Below are 19,927 nucleotides of genomic sequence, written 5' to 3'. Positions count from 1 at the left end.
CGGTGTCAGAGGGGTTTGCCCATTCTTTTGCCGCCGTGGTGGTCCAGCAGACCGGGGAATAGGGAGCACGTTTTAACGCCATGGCCCGGAGTCTACGACCGCGCCCCGAGGCCCACGGCCGGCAACCAAGAGGACGATGTCCCGGTCGTACCGGTGGCCCCGGTCGTGCTGCCCGCGCTGCGCCCGACGCTTCCTCCCGAATTGGAGCCGGAGGTCAACGTCGACCAGAAGCTGGTTCTGGAAGAGTTGCCCTGTGAACAGGTAGTCGACTGGCGCGCCCGTGCCGCCACGGACGCGCAGCTCGTGACCGAGCGCATCGAGCGGTACGACGAGAGTTCGGGGCGGCGGCGGTTCACCGGCGGGTTCGTGGGCCAGGTGCAGTGCCTGTCCAGCTTGCGTCACCTGAACTCGGGCTTCGCCCCGTGGGGGCAGGGATGAGCGGGGGCAAGGCGTCCGACGTCAAAGCAGCGGAGCACAACGCCAGCTCACCTCCACTCGCACGGAGAGGACCCACGCCAGCGCCTGACGGGGCGTGCAGTCGGCGGCTCACCTGCGCTCGCATGGAGAGGACTCCAGGGCCTCCCCGGTTACGGCCACGTGGAACGGCTCACCTCCACTCGCACGGAGAGGACAAATCCTTCGCGTCATTGAAGCTATCGCCGACCGGCTCACCTCCGCGGGCGCGGAGAGGACGGGCCCCACGTAGGCGAGTCGACGCCGTACGTCGGCTTACCTCCGCGCGTACGGAGAGGACGGCGACCGCGACGGCATCGACGGCAACTCCCACGGTTCACCTCCTACGGAGAGGACCGGGGCGGGTGCGTCGCGGACCGTGGCCCCGGCGGTTCACCTCCGCGCGTACGGAGAGGACCCCCTGTGGCACTTCTCGGACGTCCCCAACGTCGGTTCACCTCCGCGCGTACGGAGAGGACCACCCGCGACCCACCACAGTGTCAAGTCCCCACGGTTCACCTCCGCGCGTACGGAGAGGACGCTCGGCGGCGGCCAGGGCGCAGATCAGCAGGCGGTTCACCTCCGCGCGTACGGAGAGGACCCATACGACCCCGACGGGAACTTGGAGCAGCGTGGTTCACCTCCGCGCGTACGGAGAGGACGACGCGATGGAGGGGCTGACCGCGGTCGTCACCGGTTCACCTCCGCGCGTACGGAGAGGACGCCAGCTGGAAACGACGCCCGACCGCGTTGAGCGGTTCACCTCCGCGCGTACGGAGAGGACGCAGCTCCGGCGGCTGCGGGAAGAGCGGCTGACGGTTCACCTCCGCGCGTACGGAGAGGACCCGCCCCGTGACGGCGATGCGCGGATCTACCCCGGTTCACCTCCGCGCGTACGGAGAGGACACTTCCTGACCTGCGACGTTAGAAGGGCTTTGCTGTTTCTTTGCCATCGTGGCTGCCGGGTACTTCCGGGTGATCGGTTGCTGTCTGTGGGGGCATGGCGGGGAGTTTACGGTGCTCCAAACACCACGGGTGCAGCAGCTCGAGCGAGCCGGGGCGGCACGCTTCTCCGCCCCGGCCGACACGCGAATCGAACACTAGACAAGCCGGACGACGACCGCCCGATGCAGCGTCAGCCGCAAACCGATCACCGCTTTCTAACCGCCGCCACGAGTTCAGCGCACCATCGCTGGCGCGGAGCGGAAGGGACGGGAGCTCGATCGCGGCCCCGGCCGTGATGCCTGGCTCACCTCCACGGGCGCGGAGAGGACCTTGCGTGCCGCGCTCATGCCGGGTACACCGCCGACTCACCTCCGCGCCTACGGAGAGGACGAGGACGCGGTGACGCTCCGCCTGGTGGAGGTCGGCTCACCTCCGCGCCTGCGGAGAGGACACTTCCCGACCTGCGATGTTAGAGGGGCTTTGTCATTCCTTTGCCACAGTGGTGGTCAAGCAGACAGGGAGGACGGGGAGCACGCTGTAACGCCATGGCCGGAAGTTTACGACCGCACCCAAGGAGCACGATCAGCAACCCGACGCGACGCTCCGGCTGAAGCACCGCGCGCTCCGGCCGACTCGCTCCCGGGGACCCGCCCGTCGCCTCGGAAATCCCCGAAGCGGCTCACCTTCCTTTGCTCTGCGAAGACCTGGCCGCCGCTCGGCCTTTCCGGCTCGCCTTTGCGGGTGTGGAGAAGCCGGATGGAGCCCGCACTGCGGTGGTGCCGGGTACCGTCGTGCCAGGAGGTGGTCGCCATGGAGGCCGACCCGCACCGGCCGGACTACCCACCCAAAACCCCGCCACCGCCCAAGCGCCCGGTGGAACCGCCGCGCCCGGAGCCGGACACCAAGCCCGCCCCGCACAAGACCGCCCTCGCCACGCGGCGACCAGCCGTCGTCATCCGCAACCGCCGCGTCACCAACCGGGTCTTCGAAAACGCCCCCTGGTCACCGGGAAAGGCCGCCCGGCACGTGGGGGAGCAGCTCACCGCCTGGGGATACGGGGACCGTGTCGCTGTACGGGAAGACCGGTGCGCGAAGGTGACCAAAGAGCTGGTGCGTGCGGCGCTTGGCGACGGCGGAAAGCGGGTCACCGTGCACGTGGCCGACCAGGACGACACCGCCCTCATCCTCGTCCTTTCCCACCAAGACGGCCCCGTCACCGACCCGGACCCGGCCTTCCTCGCCAAGATCAGCACACTCGGGGTGCTCTCCTGCGGCACCGAAACCGAACGCAACGAACCCGGCAACCGACGCTGGGCACTACTGCACCTCGCACACTGACACCACGCGGCAGACCCGATACCCCCTCCCCAAGCCCCCGGCACGACGCGGCATGTGCCAGGACTCCGGCCGAGTGCAGGAGGTGCCCTGCCGTCAGACCTCGCAAGAGGGCCGACCTTTACCTCCGCCCGCACGGAGAGGACGAGCGACACCGAAACCCCAACGGACCTCGACGCGGCTCACCTCCGCTCGCACGGAGAGGACCCGCCAACGGACAACCTCTCGCCGTCTCAGTCCGGCTCACCTCCGCTCGCACGGAGAGGACACTTCCTGACCTGCAACGTCAGAAGGGCTTTGCCATTCCTTTGCCACCGTAGTGGTCCAGCAGACCGGGGGAATAGGGAGCACGCTGTAACGCCATGGCCCGGAGTCTACGACCGCACTCCGAGGGCCACGGGCGGCAACCAACCCGACGCTCCTGTCGAAGCCGCGATACCGCACAGCCACCGAGCAACAGCTGCACCAGACCGTGACCGCCGACGCGCGGGCCAAGGCACGTCGGCGGGCGGAGGTCCGGGCCCGGCAGAACGAGGCTGCGAAGGCCCGCGCCGAGCAGGCCGTTGCCGAGCACCCCGAGGACGAATTCCCGGTCGTACCGGTGGCCCCGGTTGTGCTGCCCGCGCCGCGCCCGACGGTCTTCCCGCCCGAATCGGAGCCGGAGGTCAACGTCGACCAGAAGTTGGTCCTGGAAGAGTTGACCTGCACACAGGTAGTCGACTGGCGCGCCCGCGCCGCCACGGACGCGCAGCTCGTGACCGAGCACATCGAGCGGTACGGCAAGAGTTCGGAGCTGCGGCGGTTCACCGGCGGGTTCGTGGACCAGGTGCAGGGCCTGAGCAGGCTGGGCCATCCGAACTCGGGCTTCACCCCGTGGGGCAGGGATGAGCAGCGGCGAGCTGAGCGGCGTGGACCTGGCCCGCGTGGCACTGTGGGCCGCGCAGGAAGCGGCGCGGAAGAACGGCGGCCGCCGGAAGCGAATGAAGGCGTGGCCGCGCGCTGTTGTGTCCATACGGGCGGCGGGCCCGGCGCTCGGCGCGCTGGACACCGAGCGGGCCTGGCCCTCCCGGCCGTCAGCTCCTCCCTCCCGAAGTGGTGGGCAACTTTCGCCCCAGACCTGGCTGGACATGTGGTGGCGGTCGGCTTCGACACCGGCACCAGCCGACTCACCGTGTGCCCGGACTCGCCAGCCCGAACGACGCCGGCTGGAGCAGGCCTGCATCATCGCGGCCGCCAACCGGTCGGCCGTACGGTGGTGCGCGCCCTTAAGATCCTCGCCCCGGGACGGTGCCCGTCCCCGAGCCTACCGACCTCGCCCCGGCTCCCGCGGCAGTGTCCGCCGGGCCGGTGCGCACCCGGGATACCACCGCGCTGCAGGCCACCGGGCCCGACCACCAGACGGACCCGGCGATCATCGCGGCGTACGAGCGGCAGACCCAAGCGATGCGCCGACTCGGCGAACACGCCTTCCCCAACCTGGCCCCGGCCGGCGGGCGAGCCCTGCTCCAGGTTGCCCGGGCGCAACGCCGCCAAGCCGAGACCACCCGCACCGCAACCGTACGGCGCACACAAGCTGAACGCGCCGCACGGCAGACCGGTACCCAGGACGTTGTCCCGCGCCGGAGAGGACAAGATCCGATCGCTCCGTACAAAGGGCGACGTCGGCTTACCTCCGCGCCCGCGGAGAGGACCTGCTCGGTCCGGTACGCCCGCCGGGCCTCCGCGGCTTACCTCCGCGCCTGCGGAGAGGACCAGGCACCGCGGAAGATGACCACGGCCCCGACCGGCTTACCTCCGCGCCTGCGGAGAGGACCCCTCGTGCTTGTCCCCGGCCAGTTCCAGGCGCGGCTTACCTCCGCGCCTGCGGAGAGGACGGTCGGGTCGCCGGTGGCGCGTGCGGCGTTGGTGGCTTACCTCCGCGCCTGCGGAGAGGACACTTCCTGACCTGCATCGTTAGACGGGCTTTGCCGTTTCATTGCTACCGTGACTGTCAGGCACTTCCGGACGATCGGTTGCAGACTGTGGAGTCATGGCCGGGAGTCTACGGCGCCCGGAAGACCACGGCGCAGCAGCTCGAAAACGCGGTGGCACATCCCACTGCGGCCGACATGCGAGTCGAACACCGAGCAAGCCGGACGACGATCGCCCGGTGCAGCGACAGCCGGAAACCGACCACCGCTTCCCGACCAACCACGACCAGAAGAACGGGCGATCGAGGCGGCCGCCGCCACAAGTTCGTCTCACCTCCGCGAACGCGGAGAGGGCCCGTTGTTTCAGGGCCCGATGGTACGACAGCCCGGCTCACCTCTGCGCCCGCGGAGAGGGCCCTGCGGCCCGTCCCGGGCACGGCGCCCGTTACGGCTCACCTCCGCTCGCACGGAGAGGACCACGCTCTGCCCTCGCGGGTCCACGGCTGCGACGGCTCACCTCCGCTCGCACGGAGAGGACGAAGGCATCCTCCACCGCGAATTCCCCGACATCGGCTCACCTCCGCTCGCACGGAGAAGACTCCTCGGCCACCTGCGTCAGCTGCTGCACCAGCGGCTCACCTCCGCTCGCACGGAGAGGACGACCTGGTGCTCGATGGACCCCATACCTCCCCCGGCTCACCTCCGCTCGCACGGAGAGGACGATGTGGGACGCCGCGACCGGGGCGCTGGACGCGGCTCACCTCCGCTCGCACGGAGAGGACACGACGATCTCACCGGGCACCCGACTGGCGTTCGGCTCACCTCCGCTCGCACGGAGAGGACCTGACCCTGGCGGGCCTGAGCTACAACCTGGCCGGCTCACCTCCGCTCGCACGGAGAGGACCGTTCCAGGCGGCGACGAGCGCCCTGCGTTCCCGGCTCACCTCCGCTCGCACGGAGAGGACGGTATCCCCATGGGGAACGCCGGAGGTGGTGCCGGCTCACCTCCGCTCGCACGGAGAGGACCCTCCAAGCTGGCCGACTGGTACGACGAGGGCCGGCTCACCTCCGCTCGCACGGAGAGGACCTCGCCCCCACCCGTGCCGCGGCCGTCAAGGGCGGCTCACCTCCGCTCGCACGGAGAGGACGAGAAGGCCATCACCACCGGCGGCCGGATCGACGGCTCACCTCCGCTCGCACGGAGAGGACCGGGCACCCCTCGCCGGGGCCTTCGACGACGTCGGCTCACCTCCGCTCGCACGGAGAGGACGATGCTGCGGGAACTGGAGCGGGACCCGTCGTCGGCTCACCTCCGCTCGCACGGAGAGGACGTGGACGAGGCCGGCCGGGGCTCCCTGATCACCGGCTCACCTCCGCTCGCACGGAGAGGACACTTCCTGACCTGCGGCGTTAGAGGGGCTTTGCTGTTTCTTTACCATGGTGGGGAGGTGGCGGCCTCATCACGCGGTGTGACGTCATGGCTCGGAGTCTAGGTGCTGCTCGGAGCGGGTTGGCCAGTGGCCGCCCTTGTCGGTGGCCGAGGTGAGGAAGCCAGCCTCGTGGCGGTCTGGGGCCGTCGGGCTCGGCTGTGGTTTTCGCTCATGCCTAGCCGCAGATTGCGCCTCTGCACCCGTTCTTGTCTCGGTCCGGAGGGCGGGCGCGCGTGTGCCGTCGCGGGTGAACGACCGGGCGTCCGGGAGGCGTTGTCAGTGCCTCCTGCTATGTCTGTGCGCATGATGAAGCGCGAGGACGTTGGCGGGTCGGGCCTGGTCGTGGACACGTGCATGTGGGGCAAGCAGAAGGGGTTGCCGCGTCCGTATCCGGTGGTGTGTCACCTGCTGGATACCGCCGCGGTGTTCCTGGCGCTGTGGGACGTGGTGGTCGGCGCGCGGATGCGGGAGCGGATCGCGGGGGCGCTGGGGTTGTCGGCTGAGGAGACGCGGGCGGTGCTGGCGTTCTGGGCGGGGCTGCACGACCTGGGGAAGATCTCGCCGCCGTTTCAGGTGCAGGTGCCGGAGGCGTTCGCGGCGGTGCGGGAGGACCCGGTGTATCGGTGTGCGCCGGGGGCGGAGGCCGAGCGGGGGTTTCGGCATGAGATGGCGACGCACTGGGCGGTGGCGGAGTTGCTGGCGGAGGCCGGTTATCCGGGGCACCGGCGGGTGAAGGCTGCGGTGAGTCACCAGGTGGCGCAGCTGCTGGGTGGGCATCACGGGCGGTTCGGGGTGGCGTTGAAGGCGCAGCAGTTGGCGGCGCCGAGTGCGTATCAGCCGGGGCTGGGGGAGGAGGGATGGGCTGCGCAGCGGCGGGTGCATTTTGCGGAGTTGCGGCGGGTGGTGGGGGCTGGTGCGGTGCCGGTGGGTGGGTTGCCGGCGGAGTTGGCGGTGGTGGTGGCGGGGTTGGTGGTGGTGGCGGACTGGCTGGCCAGTCAGGAGAAGGCGATTGTGCCGCTGCTGCCGCCGTCCGGGTGGGCGGGTGCGCCGGCGGAGTTGGATGAGCATTGGCGGCGGGCGCGGGCGGCGGCGCAGGGGTTGGTGCGGGAGGCGCGGTTGGGGCGGGCCGAGTTCACGGCCGACCGTTTTGAAGACATGTTCCCGTTTGCCCCGAATCTTTTGCAGCGGGATCTGGTGGAGGGGCTTCCGAGGTTGGTGGGGGAGCGGGGGTCGGGGTTGGTGTTGGTGACGGCGCCGACGGGGGACGGGAAGACGGAGGCCGCGTTGTTCGCGGCGTCGGTGCTGGGGCGGGCGGCGGGGGCGCGGGGGCTGTATTTCGCGTTGCCGACCATGGCGACGGCCGATGGGATGTTTCCGCGGGTGGCGGAGTTCGCCGGGCGGGCGCTGGGCGGGGAGCGGGCGTTGACGCTGCTGCACTCCATGGCGCGGCTCAGTCCGGTCTATGCCGGTCCCGACGCCGACACCGGCGCTGATGCCGGTGATGAGGGGGAGTCGGCCGGTGGGGTGGTTGCGGGCCGGGCGACGGCGGTGGAGGCGGGCCAGTGGTTGCGGGGGCCCAAGCGGGGGCTGCTGGCGCCGCTGGGGGTGGGCACGGTCGATCAGGCGCTGGCGGCGGTGCTGCCGTTGGTGCATAACGCGCTGCGGCTGTTCGGCTTGTCGGAGAAGGTTTTCGTGGTGGACGAGGCGCATGCCTACGGGCCGTGGATGCACCAGTTGCTGACCCGTTTGCTGGAGTGGTTGGGGGCGATGGGGGCGCCGGTGGTGTTGTTGTCGGCGACGTTGACGGGGCGTGTGGCGACGTCGTTGGTGGATGCCTACCGCCGGGGTGCGGGCTTTGTGGAGCCGTCGCGGGTGGAGCCGTGCTACCCGGGCTGGTTGTTCGTCGATGCCGGCACCGGGGAGGTCTCCGCTCCCCGCGCGACCGGCAGTGCGCGTGAGCGCACCGTGCGGGTGGAGGTGCATCAGGTCGCCTGGGATGTGGACGAGCAGCCGGATGCCGTTGTCGTTTCGGGCGGGCGGCGGGAGGCGCTGCGGGAGGTGTTGCGGTCGGTGGCCGAGGAGGGCGGTACGGCGCTGGTGTGCTGTACGACGGTGGCTGAGGCGCAGCGCACGTATCGGGATTTGTGTGGGGCGTTCCCGGCGCTGGCGGGTACGGAGGGCGGGGTGCGGTTGTTGCACTCGCGGTATCCGGCGGGGGTCCGGCAGCGGATTGCCGCGGAGTGCGAGGCGGCCTACGGCAAGCCCGGCGGGCCCGAGGAGGTGGCGCGGGCGCGGCCGGGGTCGATTCTGGTGGCGACGCAGGTGGTGGAGCAGTCGCTGGATCTGGATTTCGATCTGGTGGTCAGCGATCTGGCGCCGCTGGCGCAGCTGCTGCAGCGAGCCGGGCGGGGGTGCCGCCACGAGCGGGGGGCGTCGGGCCGGCCGGGGTGGGCCGGCGATGAGGACGAGCCCCGGCTGGTGGTGCTGGAGCCGGTCGACCGCAAGAAGGTGACGCAGGTGCCGCAGTCCTGGGGGACGGTGTATGACCCGGGGCTGCTGCACCGCACCGCCCGCCTGCTGCGGACCCGGGTAGCGGGTGGCATCGCGGTGCCGGGGGATGTCCAGGAGCTGGTGGACGCGGTCTACGCGCCGGAGTTCGTGGAGGACTTGGCGGGGGCCGCGCGGGAGGAGTTGCGGCGGATGGATGCCGAGCGGGAGGCGCGGCAGATGGTCGAGCGGCAGCAGGCGTCCATGGTGGAGATCTGCGCGCCGGCGGATGTGGCGGGGGATCTGTACGCGCTGAGCGTGCACGAGGCGGGGGTGACCGAGGAACTGCTCACGACGCGGCTGGGCGCGGACGGCCGGCGGGTGCTGTGCCTGTACGAGCAGCCGGATGGGGCCCTGACGCTGGACGAGGCGGGGGCGGTGCCCCTGCCGCGCGGAGGCGGGAACGGTCCGTCGCGCAAGGAGCTGGTGCAGATCCTGCGGGGCGTCGCGCCGGTGCCCGGCAGCTGGCTGCCGGGGGAGGCGGCCGGGGAGCCGGCGCCGGCCGGCTGGGCGAAGCAGCCCTTGCTGCGGGAGGTGGTGCTGCTGCGCATGCGACCGGCCGGGGACGGGGCCTGGGCGTGCGTGCTGGGTCAACAGACCATCAGGGTCTCACCAGTTGGCCTGGAAGCAGCTCCTTAAGCGGCAAGCTTCTGCTGTACTGTGACGCGTGGCCACTCCGGCAGGGCTTTCGGGTCCTTCAGAGCGCTTGCCGGAGTGGCTCTCGCCCGCTTGCGCGGGCATGGGACAACACCCAGCTCATCGCCATAAGCAGCGAGCGGGTCACCCCCGCTCGCTGCGGGGTTCCCACACCATTGTGGCCTACCCACAGAAACCTGATCTCGATGAGCACTTACAACCTGATCGATGAACCGTGGATCCCGGTGCGCTGGGCTGCCACGGCACCGCGTCCCACGTCCGGATCACTGCCGGATCGGGTGGGGCTGCGGGAGGTGCTGCTGCGCAGTGCGGACATCGCGGGGCTGGCGGTGGTGGAGCCGCCCGCGCACGCCGCGCTGCTGCGGATCTTGTACGCGCTGACCGCGCGGGTGACCGGGCTCGATGAGGCCCGGTCCGCCACCGAACCTGGGGACTGGGCGGACCGTCGTTTGGACGTGCTGGATGCGGGGCGGCTGCCGGCGGAGGGGATTGAGAAGTACTTCGCCGCCTTCCGGGACCGGTTTTTCGTCTTCGATGCCGAGGGCGGGCGGCCGTGGATGCAGGATGCGCGGCTGGCCGAGCAGTGTGATGCGGGCAATACCGCCGGGGTGAACAAGCTGATGGTGACCCGGCCCTCGGGCAACAATCACGCCTGGTTCCGGCACGGCCGTGATGCGGCGCCGGATTTGCCGACGGTGCCGGAAGCGGTGCTGAACCTGCTGGTGTGGCACTACTACGGGCCGTCCGGGCGGTGTTCGGCGCGCACGGTGGGCGGGGTCAAGAGCGCCAGCGTGATGGCCGGGCCGCTGCGGACCGCGCTGTCCTACCACCCGGTGGGCGAGACGCTGTTCGAGACGCTGCTGGCGGGCCTGGTGCCGCCGAGTGCCACCGTGCGGCGTACGGAGGACCAGTGCCCCTGGGAATGGGAGCAGCTGCCCGACCCGGACGCGGCCCCGCCGGAGCCGGTGGGGCCGTGCTCGCGGCTGACCGCCTGTTCCCATCATGCGCTGCTGCTGGTGCCGCAGGAGAGCGACGGTCTCCTGGTGCGGGATGCCTTCATCACCTGGGCGTATCGCACCGGCCGCATCCCGCGCGACGACGCTTTCGTGATCTGGCAGACCAGCCAGCAGAACAACCGCTACCCGCGCCCGGCTGACGCGAGCCGCGCGCTGTGGCGGGACCTGGACGCCCTGCTGCTGCAGCACCCGCCCGGCACCGCACAGCCCCGCCAGCCCAAAGTTTTCGCCTCCGCTGTGGAGGTCTCCGAGTTCCTGCGGGTCCGCGCGCTGGGGTTCGAGCAGGAGGCGCAGGCCAAGGACATCCAGTTCGTGGACGGCTCGACCCCGCCGGTGCTGGGCTACCTGGAGCAGCGGGCCTGGCGGTCGGCGCCGGCGGTGGGGCGGCTGCGGCAGCTGGGGGAGCGGTACGGGTTTCGCCTGGAGCGGGCGGTGAAGCGGGCCTGGGCCGCCTACCGGGACGATCCCAAGGCGAATGCGGACAGCTGGGTGGCCCAGGCGGCGGCCCGTTACTGGCCGCAGGCCGAGACGGAGTTCTGGTCGCGCTTTGGGCAACTGGACCGCACCGGCCAGGCCCTGGACGCCGGGCTGGACCAGGCCGCGGCCCGGCGGGCGTTTCTCCGTCTGGCGGAGGCGGCGTACGAGGCGGTGACCGCCACGGTCACCCGCACCCAGCGCGGCGCCAAGGCGGTGTCCGAGGCCCGCATCGAGCTGTATGGCGGCCGACGCAGGAACGGCCAGTAACACCCGCCCCGCCTCGTCCTCCGCCCTCGTGCGATGCGCGGAGCGTGAAGAAAAGAGATGCTCATGACCCTTGGCACCACCCCCGATGCGGCCACGGCCCGGCGTCGGCAGCACCTGAAGTATGTCTCCTGGATCGAGCGCCTCTGCAAGGAGGACCCTGGGGCCCGCGCCGCGCTGCGCAGTGGCTGGCGCCGCGGCCTGGACAGCGTGCCGCGCATGCACCGCCTGGTCGCCGCGTGGCTCCCCAAGGAGGAGACGCCGGAGACGGAGCAGTGGGCGTACTACGCGGTGGCCGCGATGATCGCCGTTCAGCCCCGCAGCAGCTTCGCCGACACCGAAGAAGAACCGACTCCCGACGCCGAGTCCAATGCGCCGGAGCCCGGCACCGGGCCCGGCAGCCGGCCCGGTGACGCGCACGCCGACGCCACGACGGCCCCGCGCGCCGAGCCGGACGCGCCCTCCCCCACCGCACAAAGCCGTGCGCCATCCAAGGAGCGGTACGGCGCCAGCCTGGGGGCGGCGTTCGCGCTGGCGGTGGCCGCCGGGCCGGGCCGGGAGCGGGAGATGCGCGAGTCGGCGGCGGAGAGCCGCCTGAACCTGCTCACCCGCCAGAGCATCACCGGCCTGCACCGGCACCTGCCCTCCTCCGTCCGGTACCTGTGCGAGCTGGGCGTGCCCGTCGACTGGGCGCAGTTGCTCGACGACCTGATCGCCTGGCCGGTGCACTCGGGACGGATCGCCCGGCACTGGCTGCAGGACTACTACCGGGCCCGGGCCGCGGCCGACCGGGACCAGGCGGACGCCGCCGACCAGCAGGAACTGGCCGAGCCCACCCCGTAGGCCACCCCGCCGGCCCGGGGACGACCCGGCCACCGCACCTGAAGATCACCTTTTCCGTTCACCGCTGTGAGAGAGAAGCCGTCATGACCGCGCCCGCTCGCTTCGTCGACATCCACGTTCTGCAGTCCATGCCGTTCGCCAACCTCAACCGGGACGACAACAACGCCGTCAAGACCGTCCAGTACGGCAACGTGCTGCGCACCCGGGTCTCCAGCCAGTCCTGGAAGCGGGCGGCGCGGGAACTGTTCCAAGAGCGCATCGGACAGGTGGCGCTGCGCACCCGCCGGATCGGCGAGCGCGTCGCCCGCGAGCTGGAGGAGCGCGGCTGGCCGACCGAGCTGGCCCGGCGGGCCGGCGGGCACCTCGCGGCCGGCAGCAGCATCAAGTTCGAGCTGGCCAAGGACCCCGAGGACCCCAAGAAGACCGTGCCGAACAAGGTGCTGACCAACGCCATGATCTACGTACCGCAGGCCGCCATCGTGGAGCTGGCCGATCTGGCCGAGGAGCACCGGGACAAGCTCGCGGGAGCCAAGGACATCAAGAAGTCCGGTGACAAGAGCGTGCTGCCCAAGGGGCCGATCGAGGCGGTGCTCCGCTCCCGCAACGGTGTGATCAATCTGTTCGGCCGGATGCTCGCCGAGGTCGACGACGCGGGTGTGGACGGCGCCGTGCAGGTCGCCCACGCCCTGACCACCCATGCCACGGATGTGGAACTGGACTACTTCAGCGCCGTGGACGACATCAGCCAGTGGTGGGGCGATGCCACCGGCAGCGGCCACATGGGCCATGCCGAGTTCAGCGCCGGCACCTTCTACCGCTACGCCACCCTTGACCTGCGCGACCTGGCCGCCAACATCGGCCAGGAGCCGGCCGCGCTGCGGGAGCTGAGCGCCGCCTTCCTGAGCGCGTTCATCGAGTCGCTGCCGCAGGCCAAGAAGAACTCCACCGCCGCGCACACCCTGCCCGGCCTGGTGCACCTGGCGGTGCGCGCCGACCGTCCGCTGTCCTTCGCCGCCGCCTTCGAAAAGCCCGTCGCCGCGCCCTCGGAGGGCGGCTTCGAGGCCGCCTCCGCCCGGGAACTGGACCGCTACGCCAAGGCCGCCAACACCCTGCTGGGCCAGGAACGGATCCGGGCCCGCGGCTGGGCCGGGCTGGCCGCCAAGGACCTCACCGGGCTCGGGGACCGGCAGGAGAGCTTCGACCAGCTGATCCGCCACGTCCTGGACGCCGCGCTGGCCCCGGCCGCTTCGAAGGCCGGCGCGTGAGCACCGCCGAGCCCGGCCTGCTGCTGCGCTTGGCCGGCCCCTTGCAGTCCTGGGGTGAGCGCAGCCACTTCAACGAACGGGACACCACCGCCTTCCCCACCCGTTCCGGGGTCATCGGCCTGCTGGCCGCCGCCCTGGGGCGGGGCCGCCACGAACCCGTGCAGGACCTGGCCCGCCTGTCGCTGACCATCCGCGCCGACCGTCCCGGCATCCCCCTGCGGGACCTGCACACGGTCGGCGGCGGCCTGCCCCCGCAGGCCACGGTCACCACCGCCGAGGGCAAGAAGCGCAGCGGCGAGACCGGCACCCTGCTCACCCATCGCACCTACCTCGCCGACGCCGCCTTCACCCTCGCCCTGACCCCCACCGCCGACGACGCGGACAGCCGGGAACTGCTGCACCAGGTGGCACATGCGCTGCAACGACCGCGCTGGCCACTGTTCCTGGGGCGCCGCTCCTGCCCACCCGAGGGCCCCGTCCTGCTCGGCGAGACCGACGACGCGCTGCACCACCTGGTGCACCTGCCCCTGACCGGCACACCGCCCCGCACCCCGAACCCGGAGGTGCAGTTCTATTCCGACCGGCCGTTGGACCGCCTGCCCGGTCCCGCCGCCCCGGAGGCAGCCGAGATCGTCGGCGAGGTCACCGACGAGCCGCTCTCCTTCCACCCCCGCCGCCGCACCTACCGCGCCCGCCCCCACTACCGGCGCGCCCTGCCCCTGCCCGCCACCCAGTACGCCGGGCTCGGCACCACCTACCTCAACGCCCTCACCGCCTACCTGAAGGATCACGTGCCCCATCCGGAAGGGAGCCGTCCGTGACCGTGTGGCTCACCCGCATCGTCCCCGACCCGCGCTCCCGCGAGGCCCGAGAGGACACCGCCCACCGCGAAGGCGCCATCCGCCTGCACCGCCGGCTGATGTCCCTCTTCCCCGACCACCCCGGCCCCGACCCGCGCGCCCACTTCGGCGTCCTCTTCCGCACCGACGACACCCCCACCGGACCCCAGCTCCTGCTGCAAAGCACCCACCAGCCCGACCCCGACCGCCTCCCCGACGGCTACGGCACCCTCCACACCCGCCCCCTGGACACCCTCCTGGACGCCCTGCGCCCCGGACTGACCGTCCACTACCGGTGCGTGGCCAGCCCGGTACGCAAACCCGGCGCCACCACCCGTGCCCTCTACCAACTCCCCGCCGTCGTCGCACTGAGCGGCGCGGCCGCCGACCAGTGGTGGCTGCGCCAAGCGGACGCCGCCGGCCTCAAACCCCTCAGCCTGCACTCCCAGCCCCTGGACGCCGCCCAAGGCCGCCGCGCCCCCCACGGCCCCGCGGCCCGGCAACGCATCCGCCACGCCCGCACCGCCTTCGAGGGCCGCGCCGCCATCATCGACCCCGATGCCCTGCGCACAAAGATCACCCAGGGCATCGGGCGCGGCAAACCCTACGGCTGCGGCCTGCTCACCATCGCCCCCGCACGGAACGCCGCATGAGCCCGTACACCCCTCCGGGACACCCGCGCGGCACCGCCGAGGCCCGCCGCAGACTCGCCGCGCCCACCGTCGCCATGCTGCCCCGCGTCGCCGACTCCCTCTCCTTCCTCTACCTCGACGTGGTGCGCATCCACCAGGACGACACCGGCGTGTGCGCCGAGGTGACCAGCGAGCGCCGCGGCACGGAAACCCTCTACCTGCCCACCGCCGCCCTCAGCTGCGTCCTGCTGGGCCCGGGCACCTCCATCACAGCCCGCGCCCTGGCCACCTTCGCCCGCCACGGCACCACCGTCCTGGTCACCGGCGCCGGCGGGGTGCGCTGCTACGCCGCCGCCCTGCCCGACTCGCTCACCACCACCTGGCTCGAACGCCAAACCCGCGCCTGGGCCGACGACGACCAGCGCCTGGCCGTGGCCACCGCCATGTACGAACAGCGCTTCGGCCCCGGCACGGTTCCCGCCGGCGCCACCCTCGCCCAGCTCCGCGGCCTGGAAGGCCAACGCGTCAAAGCCCACTACCAGCTCCTGGCCCGGCAATACCGCATCGGCCGCTTCCGCCGCGCCTACGACCCCGCCTCCTGGAACACCCAAGACCCCGTCAACCTCGCCCTGTCCTCCGCCAACACCTGCCTGTACGGCATCGTCCACGCCGCCATCCTCGCCCTGGGCTGCTCACCCGCCCTCGGCTACATCCACAGCGGCAACCAGCAGGCCTTCGTCTACGACATCGCCGACCTCTACAAAGCCGAACTGACCATCCCCCTGGCCTTCGCCCTCCACGCCTCCACCAACCCCGAAGCCGAAGCCCGCCGCTCCTTCCGCGACGGGCTCCGCCTGTTCAGACTCCTGCCCCGCATCGTCACCGACATCCAACGCCTCCTCGACCCCAACGCCACCTACGAGACCCCCGACCCCGACGAACAACTTGTGGACCTGTGGGACCCGGTAACCGGCCCCGTCCAAGGCGGCACCAACCACGGACAGGAACCATGACCCACCCCCTGCGAGAAGGCCGCCCATGTCCTCCATGATCGTGCTCTACGCCACCGCCGTCCCCGACCACCTCCGCGGCGCCCTGACCCGCTGGCTGCTGGAAGCCACCCCCGAGCTCTACGTGGGCACCGTCTCCGCCCGAGTCCGCGACGAACTCTGGGACGCCATCGCCGCCTGCACCAAAGACGGCATGGCCGTCCTGGCCCACCCCGCCGACAACGAACAAGGCTTCGCCCTGCGCACCGCCGGCACCCGACGCCGAGTTCCACAAGACTTCGACGGCCTCACACTGATCGCATTCCAGAAGAAGCCAAACGACAAAGAGATGGCAAAGGGCTTCTAGAAGCGCAGGTCGGGAAGGGTGCTCTCCGTGCGAGCGGAGGTGAGCCGGAATGCGCGGGGTCCTTCCCCGCGCATGCGCCGTGCTCTCCGTGCGAGCGGAGGTGAGCCGCCGACGCGGGCCCGTACGCACGCCCTGACGTGGTTCTCTCCGTGCGAGCGGAGGTGAGCCGTCGCAGGGGGCCTCGCGCGCTGGCGGCACGGCGTCCTCTCTGTGCGAGCGGAGGTGAGCCGGTGCTGGCCATCGCGACGGGCTTAGAGGTGCCGTCCTTTCCGTGCGAGCGGAGCTGAGCCGAAGCGGACGCGAGCTGGCGTGAGCGACTTCGGGTGCTCTCCGTGCGAGCGGAGGTGAGCCGCGCACCCACACCCGCACCGGCATCGGCCCCGAGTGCTCTCCGGGCGGCTTGCGGTTCGGCGTCGATGACTGTGGTGACGGCACCGGGGCTTCCCGGGTGCCTATCGGCCGGCGCGGGCGGCCGGCGTGGTGGCGGACGGTGGTGGGCCGGCGCGGGGCGACCCGACGCGGGGAGGCTTCGTCGGCTTGGTGGGTTGCGGTCGGCGGGCGCGCAGGGTGGTGAGGTCGGCCAGGGCGCGGCGGCTGCCGGTGATCAGTTGGTGGGGGGTGTTGGCCGGGTCGTCGGTGTAGGCCGTGATGCGGGTGGCGACGGTGTGGGCGCGGGCGAGCAGGGCGCGTTGAAAGATCTTCTGGGCCCAGTGTTCGGGTGTGCCGACGGGGGTGGAGAGCAGGGTCATCAGCTCGGTGGATGTGATGGTGCTGGTGAGGAGGCCGTGGTGCTGGGCTTCCCACATCAGTGTGATCGGGTCGATGGGTTGGGCACGGTGGGCGAGGGTGGTCAGGCATTGCCAGAGGGTGCCGTGCAGGGGGAGGGCGAAGTCCTCGGGCTGGAGCCACCGCGTCTGTGTCAGTTCCGTCGGGTGTGCTGTCGCGCTCGCGAGGAGGTAACGCTCCTCCTCCAAGTCTTCTTCGGACGTGACCCGTGGGGGCGTTGGGGGTGGGGTGGTGCGGGGCAGCGAGCCGGGGTGTGAGGGGAACTGTCCGGTGAGGTCTTCCAGGAATCGGGCGAGGGCGTCGGCCTGGGCGAGGGTGGCGGCGACCGGGTCGGGCAGGGTGGGGTCGGCGGCGGTGTCGGCCAGGTGCTGGGCGTGGGTGCGCAGGGTGCGGCGGGCGTGGTCGGTGCGGAGCAGGCGCGCGTACGCCGCGGCGTGCCGTGGCCGGGGGCAGGTCTGGATGAGTGTGTGGAGGTAGGACGGGGTCAGTCCGGGCGCCATGGGGCGCGCGGAATTCAGGACCGTGGTCAGCCAGGCCGGGTTCGTCCGGTGGTGTTCGGGGTCGGGTGCCGGCGAGGTGCGCAGGGCGGTGAAAAGGGCGCCGTGGGTGCGGTCGGTGAAGTGCTGCGCGGTCAGGGGGCCGAGGTCGGCGAGTCGCTGCGGGGTGAGGAGGAGGGCGCCCAGGAGGGCTTGTTCGGCGTAGTGCACCGGTGTCGGCGGCGCCGGGTCGTCCGGGGGTTCGTGCGGAGGCGGATCGGTGGGGTGGGGCATCAAGCGGCCAGGGCGAAGTCGTCGGGGGTGAGGGTTTTGCCGAGGTGCGGGGCCAGGAGGTGGGCGGCGAGCCGGGGTGGGACGGCGTTGCCGATCTGGCTGAAGACCTGGCCTTTGTTGCCCTGCCAGGGGTAGTCGGCGGGGAAGGTCTGCAGGAGTCCGGCTTCCCGGGCGGTGATGCGGATGGGATCGGGCGCGGGGGCGGTGTCGGAGGCGTCGGGGGCGGGTTCGGCGACCCAGGTGCATTCGTTGGCGCGGTGGCCGAAGAACAGGGTGCCGGCGGGTTTGTCCACGCCGCGGATGGTGGCGTTGGCCTGGTTGTTGCTGCGCAGGGCCCAGCGCCAGTGGGTGGCCTTGCTGGTGAAGGTGGGGGCGGGGTTCTCGGCGGGGGTGTCGGCGCGGGTGCCGTGGCGTGCGGTCCATCCGGCGCCTCGGGTGTGGGGTTTGAGGACGATGCCGGTGTGGGGCGGGTGGGGTTTCCAGGTGCCGCGGTCACGGGCGTCGGTGAGGGTCTTGCGGGAGCCGGAGGGGAAGGGCTCGGGGCCGCCGCCGGGCCCGCCACCGGCGCAGACGGTCGGCACCGGGCGGTCGGTGGCGCCCCAGCCCAGGGCCTGGGCCATGGAGACCCACCGGGCGCGGCCGGGTCCGAACAGGGTCTCGGGCTCGGCGACCGGTGCGTGGGTGGGCGCCGGGGGAGCGGCGGTCCGTATCCGGGAGGCGAGCAGGATCGCGCGCTTCCTGGTCTGCGGGACGCCGAAGTCGGCCGCGTTGAGGATGCCGGTCCAGGCGGAGAAGCCCCAGCCGCGCAGGATCACCGCGTACTGCTTCCACAGCGGCAGGACGTCGGGGACCTCCTCCATGGCCACCCACTCCGGCTGGCCGGCAGTGTTCAGGGCGTGCAGGTAGCGCATCGGTTCGGCCGCCAGCAGGGACCGTTCGTCGCGGCACGCGGTCAGGAGGCGGGCGCGGGTGTCGCGGCCCTGGGCGAGGTCGGCGACCGCCTGGTGGACCAGGGGCTGGTCCACCAGGCCCAGGCGTTTGCCGGCCCTCGACCATGCCTGGCAGGGCGGACTGGCGATGAGCCCGCCGGTCTTGCCGACGAACGGCCGGACGGGATACAGCGCCACGTCGGTACGCAGCGTCAGCTGCCCGGCCGCCGCGCGGGTCCGGCAGGCCCATTCGTCCCACTCCAGACCGACATCCCGGGCACCGAGGACGGTCAGCGCGTGGCTCCAGCCGCCCGGACCGGCGAACAGGTCCAGGGTGATCAAGCGGCCAGCCCGAAGTCGTCCCGTCCGGACTCGATGTGACCGCGGCAGGCCCAGGGCGAACAGCCGTCGGGAACGCCGTACTCCAGCTCTTCCGGGTCCGCTTCGGCGTCGGTGGGTTCCTGCTGGAGCGCGGCTCCTTCGGCGGCGGTGACGTGGTCGATGGGGGCTTGCTCCAGCGGCACGCGGGAGCGGTGAAGGAAGGCCTCGCCCAGCAGGCGGTTGCCGGTGGCGTTGACGCGGGCGTTGCCCTTGCGGATCGCCGCGTCGAACGCCACGACGTCCTGCCATTCCTGTGGTGAGGTGTCGCGGATGTGGCGCCATTGGGCGTTTCCGTGGAAGGGGCAAGTTATTGAGAATCGAGACAGGGCTGTGACCTTTCGCGTGGTGTTGGTTAGGGATGGCTTGTGATCATGGGCGGATGATCAGCCCGATACCGCCAGTGGTTACTCCCGGCCGGATGAGTCAGAGCGAGCAGCCGGTCTTCCGGCTTGCCTGCGGCATGCAGCTGCGCCCTTGGGAGGCGAGGGACGCTGGCGCGCTTGCTCAGTCGTGCCTCGACCCAGACATTCGGCACTGGAACCGTCCGGCTCATCTGACGGTCGATGCAGCTCGTCAGAAGATCAACCAGTGGCGGGGCCGCTGGCGGAGCGAAGACGCGGCGATCTGGGCCATCGCCCCGGATGGCGGCGAAGCCCTGGGCCTGATCGGTCTTGCCGACCTCGATCTACCAGGTGGGCAGGGCGAGTTCCTGTACTGGCTGCTCCCTGCCGGCCGTGGGAGCGGGGTGATGGTTGAAGCCACCACTCAGGTCAGCCGCTGGGCTCTGGAGGACCTTGGCCTCCATCGTCTGCGGATCGTCCATTCCGTCGAGAACACGGCATCCTGTCGGATCGCAGCCAGGGCAGGGTTCCGGCTGGAGGGAACGATGCGCGAGGCGTTGCTGCATGCCGACGGATGGCACGACGAGCACCTTCACGCACGGGTTCAGGGCGACGACTGGCCCTCCTGACCAGACGGCTCCTGGCCGAGCTTGATCGTGTCTGTCAGCTGGGTAAGGGGGACGAAGGCGGTAGTGGCTCCGAGGTCTCGTGGTGTCGGACCCGCGGGAGTCGGGACATCGGCCAGCCTCTG

The 19,927-nt window shown here is 71.4% G+C and carries 14 protein-coding genes and 4 CRISPR repeat arrays; of the genes, 11 read left to right on the top strand and 3 right to left on the bottom strand.

Annotated elements, in window-relative coordinates:
- Positions 1-153: 153 nt before the first annotated feature.
- The 10 genes from ABZX96_RS21160 (at position 154) to cas2e (ending at position 15,969) form a co-directional block, all read left to right on the top strand.
- Positions 154-438 carry a hypothetical protein gene (locus ABZX96_RS21160; RefSeq protein ID WP_355546600.1) on the top strand — a complete coding sequence of 95 codons (285 nt, stop codon included), beginning with the start codon at positions 154-156 and terminating at the stop codon, positions 436-438.
- Between the two features lie 43 nt (positions 439-481).
- Positions 482-1,359: direct repeats of the CRISPR family, unit length 29 nt; unit sequence CGGTTCACCTCCGCGCGTACGGAGAGGAC.
- 795 nt (positions 1,360-2,154) lie between these two features.
- Positions 2,155-2,736 carry a hypothetical protein gene (locus ABZX96_RS21155; protein ID WP_355546598.1) on the top strand — a complete coding sequence of 194 codons (582 nt, stop codon included), beginning with the start codon at positions 2,155-2,157 and terminating at the stop codon, positions 2,734-2,736.
- A gap of 1,659 nt (positions 2,737-4,395) precedes the next feature.
- Positions 4,396-4,668: direct repeats of the CRISPR family, unit length 29 nt; unit sequence CGGCTTACCTCCGCGCCTGCGGAGAGGAC.
- Between the two features lie 301 nt (positions 4,669-4,969).
- A CRISPR array of direct repeats spans positions 4,970-6,035; the repeat unit is 29 nt; unit sequence CGGCTCACCTCCGCTCGCACGGAGAGGAC.
- 341 nt (positions 6,036-6,376) lie between these two features.
- Positions 6,377-9,259, top strand: a complete 2,883-nt coding sequence (gene cas3, locus ABZX96_RS21150) for a CRISPR-associated helicase Cas3' (RefSeq protein ID WP_355546596.1) — start codon at positions 6,377-6,379, stop codon at positions 9,257-9,259.
- 203 nt (positions 9,260-9,462) lie between these two features.
- The gene (casA, locus tag ABZX96_RS21145) at positions 9,463-11,037 is read left to right on the top strand and encodes a type I-E CRISPR-associated protein Cse1/CasA (RefSeq protein WP_355546594.1); all 1,575 of its coding nucleotides are present in this window, start codon (positions 9,463-9,465) and stop codon (positions 11,035-11,037) included.
- Between the two features lie 63 nt (positions 11,038-11,100).
- Positions 11,101-11,877, top strand: a complete 777-nt coding sequence (gene casB / locus ABZX96_RS21140; protein WP_355546592.1) for a type I-E CRISPR-associated protein Cse2/CasB — start codon at positions 11,101-11,103, stop codon at positions 11,875-11,877.
- Between the two features lie 83 nt (positions 11,878-11,960).
- On the top strand, positions 11,961-13,142 hold the full coding sequence (cas7e, locus tag ABZX96_RS21135; protein WP_355546590.1) for a type I-E CRISPR-associated protein Cas7/Cse4/CasC: 1,182 nt from the start codon (positions 11,961-11,963) through the stop codon (positions 13,140-13,142).
- Positions 13,139-13,963 (top strand): type I-E CRISPR-associated protein Cas5/CasD, encoded by an 825-nt coding sequence (cas5e, locus tag ABZX96_RS21130; protein ID WP_355546588.1) that lies wholly within the window; start codon positions 13,139-13,141, stop codon positions 13,961-13,963. Before cas7e ends, cas5e begins: the two co-directional genes overlap by 4 nt.
- Complete coding sequence (gene cas6e / locus ABZX96_RS21125; RefSeq protein ID WP_355546586.1) at positions 13,960-14,634, top strand: type I-E CRISPR-associated protein Cas6/Cse3/CasE; 675 nt, start codon at positions 13,960-13,962, stop codon at positions 14,632-14,634. Before cas5e ends, cas6e begins: the two co-directional genes overlap by 4 nt.
- 74 nt (positions 14,635-14,708) lie before the next feature.
- Positions 14,709-15,626 (top strand): type I-E CRISPR-associated endonuclease Cas1e, encoded by a 918-nt coding sequence (gene cas1e / locus ABZX96_RS21120; protein ID WP_355546650.1) that lies wholly within the window; start codon positions 14,709-14,711, stop codon positions 15,624-15,626.
- Positions 15,627-15,651: 25 nt separating this feature from the next.
- Positions 15,652-15,969, top strand: coding sequence for a type I-E CRISPR-associated endoribonuclease Cas2e (gene cas2e / locus ABZX96_RS21115; RefSeq protein WP_355546584.1), 318 nt, complete (start codon positions 15,652-15,654; stop codon positions 15,967-15,969).
- Positions 15,970-15,990: 21 nt separating this feature from the next.
- Positions 15,991-16,321: direct repeats of the CRISPR family, unit length 26 nt; unit sequence CTCTCCGTGCGAGCGGAGGTGAGCCG.
- 100 nt (positions 16,322-16,421) lie between these two features.
- Here cas2e and ABZX96_RS21110 read toward each other — a convergent pair.
- Genes ABZX96_RS21110 through ABZX96_RS21100 form a run of 3 tightly spaced genes read right to left on the bottom strand, consistent with a single transcriptional unit; the run spans position 16,422 to position 19,071 of the window.
- On the bottom strand, positions 16,422-17,525 hold the full coding sequence (locus ABZX96_RS21110) for a DnaB-like helicase N-terminal domain-containing protein (protein ID WP_355546582.1): 1,104 nt from the start codon (positions 17,523-17,525) through the stop codon (positions 16,422-16,424).
- Positions 17,525-18,793, bottom strand: coding sequence for a DNA cytosine methyltransferase (locus ABZX96_RS21105; RefSeq protein WP_355546648.1), 1,269 nt, complete (start codon positions 18,791-18,793; stop codon positions 17,525-17,527). Before ABZX96_RS21105 ends, ABZX96_RS21110 begins: the two co-directional genes overlap by 1 nt.
- Positions 18,793-19,071: a hypothetical protein gene (locus ABZX96_RS21100; RefSeq protein ID WP_355546580.1), complete on the bottom strand. Its 279-nt coding sequence runs from the start codon at positions 19,069-19,071 to the stop codon at positions 18,793-18,795. Before ABZX96_RS21100 ends, ABZX96_RS21105 begins: the two co-directional genes overlap by 1 nt.
- Before the next feature lie 182 nt (positions 19,072-19,253).
- On the opposite strand from ABZX96_RS21100, the gene ABZX96_RS21095 reads away from it, so the two are divergent.
- Positions 19,254-19,805 carry a GNAT family N-acetyltransferase gene (locus tag ABZX96_RS21095; RefSeq protein ID WP_355546578.1) on the top strand — a complete coding sequence of 184 codons (552 nt, stop codon included), beginning with the start codon at positions 19,254-19,256 and terminating at the stop codon, positions 19,803-19,805.
- Positions 19,806-19,927: the final 122 nt, after the last annotated feature.

It is taken from the genome of Streptomyces sp. NPDC003077 (assembly GCF_040611095.1).
Taxonomy (GTDB): Bacteria; Actinomycetota; Actinomycetes; order Streptomycetales; family Streptomycetaceae; genus Streptomyces.
This window is presented reverse-complemented; position numbering and strand designations above follow the sequence as displayed.